This is a genomic window from Planococcus sp. TJ-307 (genome assembly GCF_058268435.1).
This window is the reverse complement of sequence record NZ_JBZDOJ010000005.1, coordinates 21,265-35,992: the sequence shown is the minus strand read 5'-3', so window position 1 is coordinate 35,992 and position 14,728 is coordinate 21,265. Positions and strand designations below refer to the sequence as shown.

At 45.5% G+C, this 14,728-nt stretch carries 14 protein-coding genes; 4 read left to right on the top strand and 10 right to left on the bottom strand.

Translation table 11 applies throughout. The features are described 5' to 3' along the window. Positions 1-376 precede the first annotated feature (376 nt). Positions 377-895 (top strand): universal stress protein, encoded by a 519-nt coding sequence (locus AC4EHK_RS16180; RefSeq protein ID WP_490979801.1) that lies wholly within the window; start codon positions 377-379, stop codon positions 893-895. A 167-nt stretch (positions 896-1,062) separates the two neighbouring features. Continuing rightward, positions 1,063-1,506, top strand: a complete 444-nt coding sequence (locus AC4EHK_RS16175; RefSeq protein WP_490979800.1) for an arsenate-mycothiol transferase ArsC — start codon at positions 1,063-1,065, stop codon at positions 1,504-1,506. 77 nt (positions 1,507-1,583) lie between these two features. On the opposite strand, the gene AC4EHK_RS16170 is transcribed toward AC4EHK_RS16175, so the two are convergent. From AC4EHK_RS16170 to chrA, 4 genes are all read right to left on the bottom strand, one after another. Then, on the bottom strand, positions 1,584-1,736 hold the full coding sequence (locus AC4EHK_RS16170) for a hypothetical protein (RefSeq protein ID WP_490979799.1): 153 nt from the start codon (positions 1,734-1,736) through the stop codon (positions 1,584-1,586). Between the two features lie 244 nt (positions 1,737-1,980). Further along, positions 1,981-2,604, bottom strand: a complete 624-nt coding sequence (gene kynB, locus AC4EHK_RS16165; RefSeq protein ID WP_490979798.1) for an arylformamidase — start codon at positions 2,602-2,604, stop codon at positions 1,981-1,983. Beyond that, positions 2,604-3,857, bottom strand: coding sequence for a kynureninase (gene kynU, locus AC4EHK_RS16160; protein ID WP_490979797.1), 1,254 nt, complete (start codon positions 3,855-3,857; stop codon positions 2,604-2,606). Before kynU ends, kynB begins: the two co-directional genes overlap by 1 nt. Positions 3,858-3,876: 19 nt before the next feature. After that, complete coding sequence (gene chrA / locus AC4EHK_RS16155) at positions 3,877-5,049, bottom strand: chromate efflux transporter (RefSeq protein ID WP_490979796.1); 1,173 nt, start codon at positions 5,047-5,049, stop codon at positions 3,877-3,879. Between the two features lie 329 nt (positions 5,050-5,378). Between chrA and AC4EHK_RS16150 the strand changes: the two genes are divergently transcribed. Continuing rightward, complete coding sequence (locus AC4EHK_RS16150; RefSeq protein WP_490979795.1) at positions 5,379-6,272, top strand: cation diffusion facilitator family transporter; 894 nt, start codon at positions 5,379-5,381, stop codon at positions 6,270-6,272. Positions 6,273-6,321: 49 nt separating this feature from the next. On the opposite strand, the gene AC4EHK_RS16145 is transcribed toward AC4EHK_RS16150, so the two are convergent. The 4 genes from AC4EHK_RS16145 to AC4EHK_RS16130 all read right to left on the bottom strand — a co-directional run bounded on the left by AC4EHK_RS16145 (position 6,322) and on the right by AC4EHK_RS16130 (position 11,152). Then, on the bottom strand, positions 6,322-7,377 hold the full coding sequence (locus AC4EHK_RS16145) for a mechanosensitive ion channel family protein (protein ID WP_490979794.1): 1,056 nt from the start codon (positions 7,375-7,377) through the stop codon (positions 6,322-6,324). 51 nt (positions 7,378-7,428) lie between these two features. Continuing rightward, a complete protein-coding gene (locus tag AC4EHK_RS16140) occupies positions 7,429-8,718 on the bottom strand; it encodes a DUF2254 domain-containing protein (RefSeq protein ID WP_490979793.1) in 1,290 nt (429 codons plus the stop codon). A 100-nt stretch (positions 8,719-8,818) separates the two neighbouring features. Continuing rightward, a complete protein-coding gene (locus AC4EHK_RS16135) occupies positions 8,819-10,006 on the bottom strand; it encodes a cytochrome P450 family protein (protein WP_490979792.1) in 1,188 nt (395 codons plus the stop codon). A gap of 81 nt (positions 10,007-10,087) precedes the next feature. Beyond that, positions 10,088-11,152, bottom strand: coding sequence for a phosphotransferase family protein (locus AC4EHK_RS16130; RefSeq protein WP_490979791.1), 1,065 nt, complete (start codon positions 11,150-11,152; stop codon positions 10,088-10,090). Positions 11,153-11,493: 341 nt separating this feature from the next. On the opposite strand from AC4EHK_RS16130, the gene rsgA reads away from it, so the two are divergent. Next, positions 11,494-12,549 (top strand): ribosome small subunit-dependent GTPase A, encoded by a 1,056-nt coding sequence (rsgA, locus tag AC4EHK_RS16125; protein ID WP_490979790.1) that lies wholly within the window; start codon positions 11,494-11,496, stop codon positions 12,547-12,549. Positions 12,550-12,584: 35 nt separating this feature from the next. On the opposite strand, the gene AC4EHK_RS16120 is transcribed toward rsgA, so the two are convergent. Further along, the gene (locus tag AC4EHK_RS16120) at positions 12,585-13,226 is read right to left on the bottom strand and encodes a response regulator (protein ID WP_490979789.1); all 642 of its coding nucleotides are present in this window, start codon (positions 13,224-13,226) and stop codon (positions 12,585-12,587) included. Positions 13,227-13,241: 15 nt separating this feature from the next. Continuing rightward, a complete protein-coding gene (locus AC4EHK_RS16115) occupies positions 13,242-14,357 on the bottom strand; it encodes a GAF domain-containing sensor histidine kinase (protein WP_490979788.1) in 1,116 nt (371 codons plus the stop codon). Positions 14,358-14,728 lie beyond the last annotated feature (371 nt).

Here is a 14,728-nt window from a genome sequence, read left to right as displayed (position 1 = left end):
CGTTGTATTTTTATTTAAACAGCTTCTAAACTGATCAAACCACAAAAAAGCGCACGCCTCGTTTATGGGCGCACGCTCATGAAAACAGGACAATTTTACAGATCCATCCCGAATATTTCTATTTCCGAAATAAGCTCAGAAAAAAATACAGGAGGGTCTGATAATGATATTAAATTGATTTTTCTCAACAGTTTTAGTCTTTTTCATTATCATAACCTCCATTTCCTTTTATTTGTTAATTCAAGAGTACCAAAGTCTTTTTTGAATTGTCAACATTTTTCGAAAATACTTTCTTTGATGAATTGTTTACGAATGTTTCATTCTAGGGCTTGAGGGTAATTTAAAAATAAGAGTTAATGAGACAGGGGTGAAGGAAATGTATAAAAACATTGCAGTTGCATACGACGGATCTGACGGAAGCCGGATTGCACTCGAAAAAGCAGTTGAACTTGTCAATGCATTGCCAGATGCCAAGCTTTCCGTAATTTATGTGAATGAAGACTATAAAGAGAGTGTTGGTTATATGGATGCTGGAAATGCTTCAGCTCCTGTTATTTCAGCCAATGTTGACAGCAATTACGCGCAGTTTATGCCACCTGGAATTGGCGATGAGGGATTCAGTCCTCCAAAAGAGTATGACAATTCCACAGTTGAATATTCGAAGCATATGCATACCTCTATTCAGCAGCAGTTGGATGCACAAAACACCAAAGCATCCGTCCTTGCTTTAGAAGGCAATGCCACCAAAACGATTTCTGCTTTTATCGAGGAACAAAATATTGACCTTTTAGTAATTGGCAACAGCGGAAAATCAGGATTGCAAAAGTTCTTCGTTGGCTCAGTCAGCAAAAAGCTGATTAGAGATTCTTCAAGTTCCATATTGGTCGTCAAATAAAAAATCCGATTTGCTGGCGAAGGTTATTTTACCGGCAGATCGGATTTTCAAAATTCAAATAAAAAAATCACAAATTCATCACAAATTCAACAGTTTACTTTCCCAGTTGATGGGTAAAGATTACTAGAAGAAAAAATAAGGGAACCAACAGGAAGAAGGGATCACCCATGCCAAGACAAACAGTTTACTTTTTATCTTCTCATCAGCACCGTGGTTTAATGGCTGAAATTTGGGCTAATCGACTCATGCTTCCTGATTGGGAAATTCGCAGTGCTGCCTGGACGCAGGATCCAACCTCCTCTGCCAATGACATGCCTTTGGAAGTCATGAAAGAAGTTATATTGGATCTTCCAGCAGTTAAAGCCAGAACTTATGATCCAAACGAAGTAAGCGAGGCTGATTTAATCATTGCACTTCACGACGGCGAACTGGAACAGGACGACATTCCATCTGATTTGCCCAGCCAGAAGTTATTGCGTTGGGACATTCGCAATCCTGAGCTCCGTACCACTGACAGTGTTGAACAATGGGCACTGTACCAGGAAATCTGTGATGAAATTGCGATGAACATTAAAAACATGGAATCCTATTTCCGTGCAGATTACGTATAAAACCTTCACCGGTAAATTCGGTGAAGGTTTTATTTGTCTTTAAAATACAATATGTTGGCTCGAGATGCCCGTCGGATCTACACGGGCGCTTTCGCTTTTCTTATTGTCCAGACTCCAGCAGCCAGCCCCTCGAGTCGCTTCACCCTTACCAGCAAATGGCAAAGACCGCCATTACCGGTAAGGCTTCCAGCGCTTGTCGGGGCTAAACGGCTGCTTCCGCTTTTCTTCATTGTCCAGACTCCAGCGCCCAGCTCTTTGGGTCATAAGCCAACCCGGCTGTGCGGCTGAAAACATGCCGCTTCGCCGGTCTGTCTTATGCCCGGCAGAGCTACACGGGCGCTTTCGCTTTTCTTATTGTCCAGACTCCAGCGCCCAGATCCTAGCGTCATAAGCCTGCCCAGCTGCGTGGCAAAAAACGCCACACTGCTGGGCTGTCTTATGCCCGTCGGATCTACACGGGCGCTTTCGCTTTTCTTAGATATAAAGAATTGCTCGTACGGGGCTGCCTTCTGCGCCTTTAATTTTTAATGGCAATGCCGCCAAACGGTAAATACCTTCTGCCACATCGTCCAATACGATGCCTTCCAGAATAAACCGCTGATTCCGGTTCATTGCCTGGTGCATCGGCAATTCTTTGCTGGTTTCAGGGTCTACTGATGGCACGTCGACTCCAAGAAGCTTGACTCCATTGCCCGCCATCCATTCCGCGATAGACTCGTCAAACACCGGCCACTTTTCAGGAAAGCGGCTTCTGTCTTGCCAAGAGACGGTTTTTAACAACAAAGTCGTTACGCCTTCTTCGAGCGATGCCAAATCTGTTGCACGGATTGTGCTCAATCCGCTAACGTCCACGACTTGCGCTTTTGACAAATAAATATCCAAAGGCAGCTCATCTATTTTGATTCCCTGGTCATCGTAATGAAAAGGGGCATCGACATGGGTGCCAATATGGGTGCTTGACTGCAATTTGCCAACATTGACTGATCCGCTTTGTTCTTTGGTAACAGACAATTCGTAGCTAAATGGCATATCGCCGGGCCATTCCGGCGTTCCATTGCTCAATTCCATAGAAATATCGATAATTTTTTTAGGTTCCATTAAGCCACCACATTTCGTTCATTGCTGAACTGTTTATACGTTTCATTTTCCATGATGCTCTGGAGCTTTTCTGCTACCTGTTCCACGTCGCTGAACGACGTGTAAAAAGCGATAGGCGCCAACCGAATGATATTCGGTGCACGGAAATCCGGAACAATTTTTGCTTCTTTCAATGCTTTGCAAATCCGCGCAGCTTCCGGATGGGAAAAGGCAATATGGCCGCCTCTTTCCGCATCTTCCATAGGTGTTACGTCAATCAATTCAGGAATTTGCTGTCCAACCAACTGTCTTAAAAGACTTGTCAGTTCAAGCGACTTTTGGCGAACCGCATGAATTCCCGCTTCTTCGAACAATTCAAGGCTTCCCAGTAAAGGCGCCATGCTGAAAATATGCGGCGTGCCAATCTGGTAGGCACCTGCCCCCTGCGCTTTCGAAAACTCATGGTCCATGTCAAATTGGCGCGTCTTATCAGAACCGAACCATCCGGCGTTGCCCGGAAGCAGATGATGGTGCCGCTCATGCAAATAAAGTCCACCCGTTCCGCCGGGTCCGGAGTTCATGTATTTATAATGGCACCACACGGCAAAGTCTACTCCTGCATCATGCAATTCATGCGGCATGGCACCAATCGAATGGGCCAGGTCAAAACCAACCAAAATTCCTTTTTGATGGGCTGCGTCTGTAATTTCTCGAATCGGCAATAATTGCCCGCTTCGGTACAACACAGATGGCAGCAATAAAACAGCTACGTCGTCTTTTAGCTGCTCGATAATATCATCAAGCGCCAGTGTATAACCTTCTCGGCTCCCGACTTTGCGCATGGCCTCAACTGGATCCCGTCCACGCAGACGCAGATGGCTCTCTACCGCATAGATGTCCGAAGGAAAGTTCAAGTCATCCACAACGATTGCGTAACGCTCAGCTGTCGGTTGATATACGGTTGATAACATCTGATGGATGTTTGATGTAATCGATCCTGTAACCATCACTTCATGCGCTTTTGCGCCAACCAATGGTGCAACGCGCGCACTCATTGCTTCCGCTAAAGTAAACCAAGGATGTTCTCCTTCAGTCCATCCATCGATTCCAAACGTCTTCCAGCTGTCCATCAAGGTATTTAGTGCTGCTTCTGACCTTCTGGACATCAGTCCAAGTGAATTGCCGTCCATGTATACCGTACCTTTTTCTACAAAAAACTCCTGTTTGAAATTTGCTAACGGATCCTGCTGATCTCTTTCGTTGCTCGTTGCCATTTCCATCCTCCTTCAGCCATTACATCGCATATGCGATTGCACCAAGAACTGCCGTCACCAGAACAACAATCCACGGAGCCAGTTTAAAATAGACTAACATTGTGAAGGCAGTTATCGCAATCGCAAAATCAACTGGCCCACGGATTCCTGAAGTGAACACAGGATCATACAGCGCAGCCAGCAAAATTCCGACTACGCTTGCGTTAACACCTTTCAGCGCTGCCTGCACTCCGGATTTAGTTCGGATGATGCTCCAAAAAGGCAAAGTTCCGATGATCAATAAGAATGATGGCAAGAACATCGCAACCACAGCAATCACCACTCCCCAACCGCCGTTCATCAATTGCCCCAAGTAACTCGCCAAGGTGAATAGTGGCCCTGGGACAGCTTGTGCTGCTCCATATCCAGCGATGAATGTGTCCGGCGTCATCCATTCCGGTACAACTTCGCGCTCAAGCATCGGCAGCACCACGTGCCCACCGCCAAAAACAATCGAACCAACACGATAGAAAATATCAAAAATAGCAAATGAAGTGTTTTCAATGAATGGCCGAATCAGTGGCAAGCCAATCAATAATGCGGCAAAAATAGCCCAAGCTGCCAAGCCCGTCTTTTTCCCAAAGCTCAATACCAGTTTGACTGGATCAGGTGCTTTGTCTTTGCGGTAAATGGCATAACCAAGAATCCCAGCCAGAACAATGACTCCGATTTGAGCCCATGTAGTGGGTATCAGCAATATAGTGATTGCCGCTCCCACAGCAATTGCAATTCGCTGCCTATCCGGTGCCAAACTCTTGCCCATCCCAAGCAAAGCGTGGGCTACAACAGCGACGGCAACGATTTTTAGCCCTTGAATCCATCCGCTGTCAAACGAACCGTTGGTGACGATAAGTGCAAACAACATTAACAGAATAACTGAAGGCATCGTGAATCCGAACCAGGATAAAAACCCACCGAATATCCCGCCGCGCAGCATGCCAATAGAAATTCCGACCTGTGAACTGGCCGGTCCAGGAAGAAACTGGCACAGTGCTACTAAGTCCGCATAAGCTTTATCATCCAACCATTTTCTTCTAGTGACATATTCATCTCTGAAATAGCCGATATGTGCTGCCGGTCCCCCAAAAGAAGTTAATCCCAATTTTGTCGAAGCTTTTAAAATTTCTGCATAGTTGTTCTTTTTCTTAGCCATAGCCCTCTCCTTTAAAATAAAGATTCTATCTATAAGCATAACTGTTTGCTTATATGTTTCAACATTAAATTTATGTAAAATTTATGAACGGCTCTGCGCGGAGGTATTTCGGTATTGACATTGCCTCAAAAGACATCGATACTATTTAAAGACGCTTTCGCGGCAATCATATATTTTGCGTCTATATCCTGTTGCATACGCAGGCCAGAACATGAAAAACTGCTTAATAAAATTTAGAACCTTTCTAACATACAAAATAAAGATCGTGAAACGGCCCTCCTTTGAGGGTCGTTTCACTTTGTTTCAGCGACTTGGAGGCGGGAAACTTTATGGACCTGTATACAAATTTACGCAAAGGGGAAAAAGGGGCCTGGATCAGCATTGGTGCTTATGTATTTCTAAGCGCCATCAAGCTCTTATTTGGATTTTGGGGTTCTTCTGAAGCTCTAAAGGCAGATGGTTTTAATAACTTGACCGACATTATTGCTTCCATTGCAGTTTTGGTCGGACTCAGAATTTCCCAGAAGCCGCCTGATGAAAATCATCATTATGGACATTTGCGTGCAGAGACCATCGCTTCCCTGCTGGCTTCTTTTATCATGGCGGTCATTGGTCTGCAAGTTTTGACCAACGCTGTCCGGTCGCTTTTCGAACCGGCTGCTGAAACGCCTTCGCTGATCACCGCATGGGTCGCTTTTTTCTCAGCAATCATCATGTATGCCGTGTATCGCTATAATTTGAAACTCAGCAAGGAAATCAAAAGTTCAGCCGTCCGGGCTGCAGCTTATGACAACCGCTCAGATGCTTTAGTCAGTATTGGTGCCGGAATCGGGATTATTGGCGCTATCTTTGGTGCACCGATTCTCGACGTCATTACCGCGTTTGTTGTTGGACTGATCATCATCAAAACTGCATTGGACATCTTCAAAGAATCTGTCATCACCTTAACGGATGGCTTTGATGAAGATGAAGTTGAAACCTTGTCTGTTTTAGTGCGGAGGGTACCTGGCGTCATCGCGCTGCGTGACTTTAAAGGACGCAATCACGGAAATGTCATGTTCATCGATTTAACGGTCAGTGTCGGCCCTTATTTAAATGTTGTGGAAAGCCATTGGATTACTGAAGAAATCGAAAGAAAGATCCAGAAAGTAAAACCTCATTGCGTCATTCTGGTGCATATTGAACCAGATTATGCGTATGCTCAAGATGATGAAGAGGTTTGATACTGAAAAAACTATAAAAGATCCATGGCCTACTTCGGCCGTGGATCTTTTACGGTTTTTCATGCAATGTTTGAGCCAACTTTATCTCATTCTGTATAAAGTCATGGGCGATGGCATGCCGAATCCGGCTTTCAAGCCTGTCTTTCATTTCGACATCAAATACTTGAACTTCCACTTGGAAATCCAGCGCCGAATTCCGAAAATCGATAAACCGCACATCCGGTTGTTTTTCAGGAATTCCTTTCATCAGTTTCATCGCCTTTAAAGCAGATTCTGTGAGAAGCTGCTCTATTCTTTCCGTGTCACTGCCGTATTCCACACTTACCACCACACGTGCATACAATTGGGCACTGGAACGATTTTTGACAATTTGTTCAATGAAATATTGATTGGGCACTACCAGCGTGCCTTCTTTCAAGGTTTCAATAACAGTGGATCTGAGTTTGATTTTGGTAATCCGCCCGATTTTCTTATCAATCTCCACCATTTCCCCGACTTCCATCGGCCGCTCGAACAAAATGATGATTCCGGATACAAAGTTAGCTGCAATATTGCGGACACCAAATCCGATGCCGATTCCCAAAACGCTGAATACAAAGCCAAGCGCCGTTAAATCCAGCCCAACTGTCGTAAAACTAATAGCGAGCGCTAAAAACATCACGACATAGTATAATAGCCGGTTAATGGTATAACCCATTCCAATGTCCACATTAAATTGTTCATAGACAAACGGCATCACATAGTGGTTGAATGCTTTGACGATGCGACTTGCAAACGTGACGATCATCACGGCCACGACAATCAGCAAAACGGAAATTTCTACTCCTTCCGTCTCATAAAAAGCGAGTGTCAGCCATTGCTCTCTGGAAAAATAGAACAGAAAGAAAAGAATGCCGCCATAAAGTACCAACCAATTCAGTACATCTTCTATGACTGGATAAATACGCTCCTTGAAATCAGTGGAAGAAACCAGCTTTCTCAAAACATACAAGACCAGGGATTTCACAACTAAAATTAGCGCTAAATAAACAAAAAACATTAGAAATTCTCTGATAGACAAATCTCTTAAAAAAGCAATCCCTTCAAACAGCTGATTGTTCTGCATCGTTGTCCTCCCCCACAGGCTCTGTCCCTGAACCTTCCGAAAAAAGACTCATTAGCTTTTCTCCGTTAATAGGAAATTGTAGGAATGGTTGCCTGTGGCTTCTGCCAGCTGATCAACTTTCTCCTGAAGCGCTTCCTGGTCAAATGATTTAAAGCCGCCAAGCTCCACACCTTCCAAAATGTACGAATGGATCTTCCATAATTCTTCGTGATGCTGATGGGGTGCGGTTTCAGCTGCCACTCTAAGTGATTCAAGAGTCGCAATCAATACTGAAATATCTTCTTTGCCGTAATGGGAGATTTGGTAGAACGTTTTATAAAGAATCGTTTTATATGCCGGAAATCGGTACAAGATCCGTTCTGCTCCCAGCAGAAACGGTCCGGTTTTTAATTGGCCCAACTGGCCCAGCAAACGGCCCAGGCGAACGATGATTTCGTTCGCCGTATTCGGGTCATTGGTTCCTGGAGATATGGCACGAAGCGCTACTTCCACCAACTTTTGAACAGCAAAATCAACATCCTGTTCAGAAGTTCTTGAAGAGCCGAGTGAATAAAATTTAGCAATCGACACTTCGGCATCCCCGATTTTAAAAATATGGAAAATCGGCTTTCCTTCGTATACATAGTCTCCCGTCTCAACGAGGATTTCTACTTTAAGATCGTGTTCCTCTGCGTAATCCACCAACTTATCGAAAGAAAGATATTGAACATACCCTTCTTTGTCAGCCCGATGTGTTTCTTTGATGCCCACCGGATTCCATTCAGTTTCTTGTCCGTCCTGTTGTTCCTGCAAATCCTTGATTTTGGAAATGGCTTGTTCTGTATCGGCAATCAGCTGATTGACCAATTGGCCAACCTGAACATTGGTTGCGATATAGTGAATAAAGTAAGCAAAGGTCGAAAGGCAGAAAAATGCGAGGACAATTCCAACAAATGTCGAACTCACATCCGTTGTGTACAAATCATCTCGCATAAACAATAGCGATAGCGTATTGTAGATAAAACCGCTTAGAAAAATCCCCAGCACCCGCCAAGTGACCTTATCATGAATGAAATTTTTCAATGTTCTGGGCGAAAATTGAGATGAATACATGGTCAATACAACCAAAATGGTTGAGAATGTGAAAGTTGTCATCGTCAGCAGCGCACCCGATAAACTACCCATGATGGTTTTTGCTAAATCGACATTCGTTAACAAAATTTCAGGAATATAAGGTTTCAGCCTTTCGATATATAAAAGATCAATGTAAAAAAAAGTGACCGACAGCAAAACTGCCATCACAATGTACAATGCGGGAGTAAGCCACAACTTTTCTTTCAGCCAAAATGTGAGTGACTTCATCTTCATTCCCCTTTCTTATGTATAAACTTTACCATATTTTTTGCTTTGCTCGCTTTAGAACAAACAAAAAGACTGGAGACTGTCCAGCCTTTTTGTTTGTTCACTCCAGTTTTATCGGCAGTTCTTTGACACCACGGACAATCATGCCTGGCCGCCATTCCAAGTCATTGCTCTTTACCGCCAGCTCCATGTGTGGGAAACGGTTCAGCAAGCCGGTAATTGAGATCTCACCTTCCAGACGCGCAAGAGGCGCGCCGAGGCACATGTGGATGCCTTTGCCAAAAGCCAGATGCGGACTTTTCTCGCGCTGAATATCAAACAATTTTGGGTCCGAAAACTGATCCGGATCATGGTTTGCAGAATTCAGCGACACTACGACCAAGTCCCCTTTTTCCAACTTTTTCCCTTGAAACTCAAAGTCTTCAGCTGCCCACCGGGATGTACTGAATTCCACAGGGCCATTAAAACGCAAAGACTCTTCAATTGCCTGACTGACAAGTTCTGGATTGTTCACCAACAGTTCCCGCTGCTCCGGATTTTCCAATAAGGACAACACAGTATTGCCGATTAAGTTCACGGTAGTTTCATGGCCAGCGATGATCAACAGCAAAACCACACCATAAAGTTCCCGCTCGCTCAAGCGGTCTCCTTCTTCCTCTGCTTGAATCAAGTTGCTGATCAAGTCTTCCCCCGGCTGCTCGCGAACGGTTGCAAACCATTGCCCCAGGTATTGAACAAACTCATTCATGTGCTGCTGGACAGTCACTCCCTGCTCTCCACTGGTTCCTTCGATCATCGAGTTTGACCATAGCCTGAATTTGTCGCGGTCAGCAGATGGTACACCCAAGATTTCACAAATGACAATAATGGGCAGCGGGAAAGCAAATGCATCAATCAAGTCAACTTGTTCCTTGCCTTCCATTGCCTCCAATAACTCATCTGTGATTTCCTGGATTCTGCCGCGCATGCCGGAAATCATTTTAGGCGTAAAAGCTTTCTGAGCAAGACCGCGCAGCCGTTTATGGTCTGGCGGATCTGAGAACAACATGTTTTGAGTGAAAACGCTCATCTGATCCATGCTTCCACCATAAATCTTCGACAGATCTTTCGTAAATCGCGGATCTTTTAATACTTTTTCTGCATCTTCATAACGCGTTACCATCCAGCCGCTTTGGCCATCTGGGAAACGAACGGAGTGTATTGGATCTTCTTCACGCAGTTTGCTGTAAGCCGGATAAGGATTTTGTGTAAATTGCTCTGTAAACAAGCCATCATGATTTGATGTCATTTCCATTCCTCCTTTTCCTCCTTCTATACCCTCCATCCGCCGGATTCATCTCGTTCATATTTACCAAATACTCTACGATGGCTACTTCTGGGAAGCCGTTGCTAGAGCATGGGCGATCAGACTTTTAACGTATTGATCAAAATGGGCAAACCGGGTGTCCTGTGTTTGACCTTTTTGATAGCGATAGTAAATTTGCTGGATAATGACCGCTAACTTAAAATACGCAAACGTTAAATAAAAGTTCATATCCGAAACGTCACGCCCACTCTTTTTACCGTAGCTCGCAATAAACTCTTCGCGGCTATAGAATCCTTTCAAAACGGTTACGGGTGGTTTGCCGAGTCCATTTTTCAACAATTCCGGGTCTTCCGCCTGAATCCAGTAACTCATCGCAGCACCTAAATCTGCAAGGGGATCTCCGACCGTTGTCATTTCCCAGTCAAACAATCCCGTCATTTCTGAAAAGTCCTCTGAAAACATGGCATTGTTCAGCTTAAAGTCATAGTGAATAATGGCAGGTGCTTGCGAGACCGGTATCTTCTCCAGCATCCATCTTTTTAGCCGGTCTATCCCTTCAATGTTATCCGTTTGTGCACGTTCATAACGGCCAATCCATCCCTCGACTTGCCGCTTCATGAAACCTTCAGGCTTTGCCATATCGGCTAAAGCGGTTTGCCGATAATCCAACGAATGAAGTTCGACCAAGGCATCAACCATTTTCTCTGAAATTTGCTGTCCCAATTCTTCGGTCGATTGAATTCCCTCTGGAAACTCACTGTCCAACACAATACCGTGCCTTCTTTCCATAATAAAAAAAGGGCTGCCAATAATTGATGCATCGTCCGAATAGACCAATGGCTTTGGCGCAGTCTTAAAAACCGGATGCAGCGCAGACAGGATCCTGAATTCCCGTTCCATGTCATGCGCTTTAGGTGCGACAGGACCAATCGGCGGCCTTCTCAGCACGGCTTCCCAACTTCCGATCTGCAGGGCATAAGTCAAGTTGGAATGGCCCGTGCCAAACTGTTGTATACGAAGCTCTCCTTGAGGCAAACCTTTTAATTTATCGCGCAGAAATTGTTCAAGCTCAGCCTTGTCCAGCTCTTCTCCAGATCTGACAGGAATCAGCATATCTTTTTGCATCATCGGTTCTCCACCTCTTCTGTTCCTAATAAGTTTAAGTGCCGGAAATAATCGGAATAGTCACTTTATGTTAGCGCTATCATTCGGTTAATGCAAGAAGCCTCTTTTTCAATACTCCAAAAATTTCCCTTGACCAGAAAGAAAGTTTCATTTATCGTTAAGGTAACTTGAAGAAAGAGGTGAGGCATTATGGCTATTTTATTTTTGAATACGCAATTCCAGTCTATAGTGTCTCCCCCTGTGTATCGCTGACGATACGCTTCTTCCATTATGCCTGGAGACCACGGACTGCGAATTGCGCGCATCCGTGGTTTTTTATTTTGCATAATTAGGAGGAAACAACATTGACTAAGATAGAACAGTACGGCTGGAACACCAGCTGGCAGGAAAAAATAAACGCACCGGGAATCCCGGGACGCGTCACTTTAGAACATAAAAATTTATACCGTGTTGTTACAAACAATGGCGAGTGGCTTTGCTCATTGTCCGGCAAATACCGGCACCAGCATAACCACACCGATTTTCCTTGTGTCGGTGACTGGATTATGGCCGAACAAATGCCCGGAGAAGAAAAAGGCATCATCCATCAAGTGCTGCCTCGCACTTCCCAGTTTTCTAGAAAAACGGCGGGTGAAACATCGGATATTCAATTGATCGCCGTTAATGTGGATTATGTCTTTTTGGCAATGTCGCTAAATCATGACTTCAATGTCCGGCGTCTGGAACGTTATCTACTGGCCGCCTGGGATTCGGGATCGAACCCTGTGATCGTGTTGACCAAGAAAGACCAATGCCAAGATATTGAACCGTACCTGCGGGAAGTAGAGAATATAGCATTCGGTGTTCCTGTATATGCCGTGTCAGCAGTTACCGGCGAAGGAATCGAAGAGCTGCAAAACCAGTTGGCTGGATCCAAAACCGGTGCATTGCTCGGTTCTTCCGGAGTTGGCAAATCATCGTTGATCAATGCCCTGTCCGGCAGCGAACGGATGACGGTGCAGGACATTCGGGAAGATGACAGCAAAGGGCGGCATACGACGACGCACCGGGAAATGATTTTACTACCAGCAGGCGGATTGATGATCGATACTCCCGGCATGCGCGAATTTCAGTTGGGGGATTATTCACAAGGAGTCGAAGCAGGATTCAGTGACGTGGAAGAATTGGCGCTCGATTGCCGGTTCCGAGATTGCGCCCATCACGATGAACCGGGATGCCGCGTGCAGGAAGCCCTCCAAAGCGGCGAACTGGACGCTGGACGTTACCAGAGCTATTTGAAACTGAAGCGCGAATTGGCCCATATGGAACGAAAAAGTGATGCGGCTGCACAAAAAGCCGAACGAAACAAGTGGAAGCAATTGACCAAAGACTACCGGAAACGGCCTGTTAAAAAAAGGTAAAAAAGAGTGCGACGGAAAATTCCGTTGCACTCTTTTTATCTTCTTTCAGGCTCTGTCAGTCCGTGTTTGACGGCATAAAGCGCTGCCTGTGTCCGGTCTTGGACAACCAGCTTAATAAAAATATTGGAGATGTGGGTCTTCACTGTTTTTTCAGTAACAAACAAGGCAGACGCGATTTCCCTATTGCTTTTGCCTTTCGTCAATTCAGCAAGTACTTCCTGCTCTCGCGGCGTCAGTTGGTTGATCGTATGCGGCGCAGGTTCAGCCGGAGCTTTCATGAGCTCGGACGAGGCTTTCGGATGAAGCGTATTTTCTCCCCGCATCAAACTGCGCAGTGAAGCGACCAATTCATCCGGTTCGATATCTTTCAATTGGTAGCCAGCCGCTCCTGCTTCAATCGCCGGCACCACATGGTCCTGATCTGAAAAACTGGTCAGCATCAGCACAATCATATCTGGAAATTGTTTCTTGATCATGCGAGTGGCCTGAATGCCGTCCATTACCGGCATCATCAAATCCATCAATACAATATCCGGCTGAAGCACTGCGGCCATTTCCACAGCCTCCTTGCCATTAACTGCTTCGCCCACCACTTCAATGTCTTTTTGTGTTTTTAAAAAAAACAACAAACCGCGCCGAACCACATGATGGTCATCGGCTATCAATACTTTCACCATGATTTTCACTCCCCGTTAATACGGAATCCGGACCAGGATTTCCGTTCCCTTGCCAATTTCACTCGACCAGTCAGCAGTTCCGCCTTCTAATTTCGCGCGGTCGCGTATGCTTTGGATGCCAATAGATGGCAGATTTATTCCTTGGTCAAAGACAAATCCGCGCCCTTCGTCTTTCAATACCAATAAAACATCTGTTGCTGTGACCGACAAATACAATTCGACTTTATTGACCCCTGAATGTTTCCGGACATTGTTCAGCGATTCCTGCGAAATTCGAAACAAGGTCTCTTCGATGCGGGAAGGCAATTGAATAACGCCCGTCATTTTGGTTTCGACTGTCAGGCCAAGCATTTCACCATAGCCTTTTATGGCATCAAGCAATCCGCTTTCCAACCCTTTTGGCCGCAGCTGCCAAATTAACGCCCGCATTTCATTCAGCGCTTCTTGCGTCAAATGCTGAATATCGCGAAATGTGTCCTGTACCAGTGCGTCCTCTGACATTTCTACCCCTCCACGAGCGGTCAAGGTTACCGAAAACAGTAATTGATTGACCGAATCATGCAAATCGCGGGCTAATCGATTGCGTTCTTTGACGAGTGCCAGTTCTTGTTCCTGTTTGGTCAAGCCAATTCTTTTGATAGCTGATCCAATTTGAAAAGCCACCGATTCCAAAAGAGCCAATTCGTCATTAGAAAATCGGACCGTGTCTGGTGCAGCAATGTTCAACAGACCGAATTTTTCCTTGCCTGACTGCAGCGGAACCGTAGCGTGATGCGTAATGCTTCCAGGCTCTCGAGATTTGGCGGGCATGGCATTTTCGATTCGCTGACAGGCAATAATATTGGACGCTTTGTCCAAATCGCCATCGTGGTAGCGCTTGACGCACCAGCAGCCGCCTTTTTGCAGATGTCTGCAACCATTATCTTCTAACGAATTTGGCAAGTTTGCTTGTGCCACCAATTGATGTTTTCCTTTTTCATCAATAAAAAAAATCCACGCCGTTTCAAAAGTAGAGCCGCCCAACAATTTTCGGATAGCGCCTTCCAGCATGCGCACCATGTCGGTTTCCTCATTAAGCAATTCAGCGATTTCTTTCAACAATGTGATATTGGAAGGTTCTCCGACCACCATAAACGCTCACCTCATTCATCCTCATTTAACCATACACGTTTTCAAAAAAATCCTCCCTCGTACTTTTGTCCGAGAAAAGCGGAAGCAGCCGGTTAGCCCCGACAAGCGCTGGAAGCCTTACCGGTGATGGCGGCCTTTGCCATTGCTGGTAGGGCTGAAGCGACTCGAGGGGCTGGCTGCTGGAGTCTAGACAATCGAGAAAAGCGGAAGCGCCTGTTCAGCTCTGACAGGCATAAGACAGACCGGCAAAGTGGCGTTCTTTGCCACGCAGCCGGGTTGGCTTATGGCCCGAAGAGCTGGGCGCTGAAGTCTGGACAACCGAGAAAAGCGGAAGCGCCCGTTCAGCTCTGACAGGCATAAGACACACCGGC

Coding starts and splice junctions, on each gene's coding strand:
- AC4EHK_RS16135 (WP_490979792.1), bottom strand. CDS start 10,006: ATGACATCAAATCATGATGGCTTGTTTACAGAGCAATTTACACAAAAT.
- AC4EHK_RS16150 (WP_490979795.1), top strand. CDS start 5,379: ATGGACCTGTATACAAATTTACGCAAAGGGGAAAAAGGGGCCTGGATC.
- AC4EHK_RS16145 (WP_490979794.1), bottom strand. CDS start 7,377: ATGCAGAACAATCAGCTGTTTGAAGGGATTGCTTTTTTAAGAGATTTG.
- AC4EHK_RS16180 (WP_490979801.1), top strand. CDS start 377: ATGTATAAAAACATTGCAGTTGCATACGACGGATCTGACGGAAGCCGG.
- AC4EHK_RS16170 (WP_490979799.1), bottom strand. CDS start 1,736: ATGAAGAAAAGCGGAAGCAGCCGTTTAGCCCCGACAAGCGCTGGAAGC.
- kynU (WP_490979797.1), bottom strand. CDS start 3,857: ATGGCAACGAGCAACGAAAGAGATCAGCAGGATCCGTTAGCAAATTTC.
- kynB (WP_490979798.1), bottom strand. CDS start 2,604: ATGGAACCTAAAAAAATTATCGATATTTCTATGGAATTGAGCAATGGA.
- AC4EHK_RS16140 (WP_490979793.1), bottom strand. CDS start 8,718: ATGAAGTCACTCACATTTTGGCTGAAAGAAAAGTTGTGGCTTACTCCC.
- AC4EHK_RS16115 (WP_490979788.1), bottom strand. CDS start 14,357: ATGGTGGTCGGAGAACCTTCCAATATCACATTGTTGAAAGAAATCGCT.
- chrA (WP_490979796.1), bottom strand. CDS start 5,049: ATGGCTAAGAAAAAGAACAACTATGCAGAAATTTTAAAAGCTTCGACA.
- AC4EHK_RS16130 (WP_490979791.1), bottom strand. CDS start 11,152: ATGATGCAAAAAGATATGCTGATTCCTGTCAGATCTGGAGAAGAGCTG.
- AC4EHK_RS16175 (WP_490979800.1), top strand. CDS start 1,063: ATGCCAAGACAAACAGTTTACTTTTTATCTTCTCATCAGCACCGTGGT.
- AC4EHK_RS16120 (WP_490979789.1), bottom strand. CDS start 13,226: ATGGTGAAAGTATTGATAGCCGATGACCATCATGTGGTTCGGCGCGGT.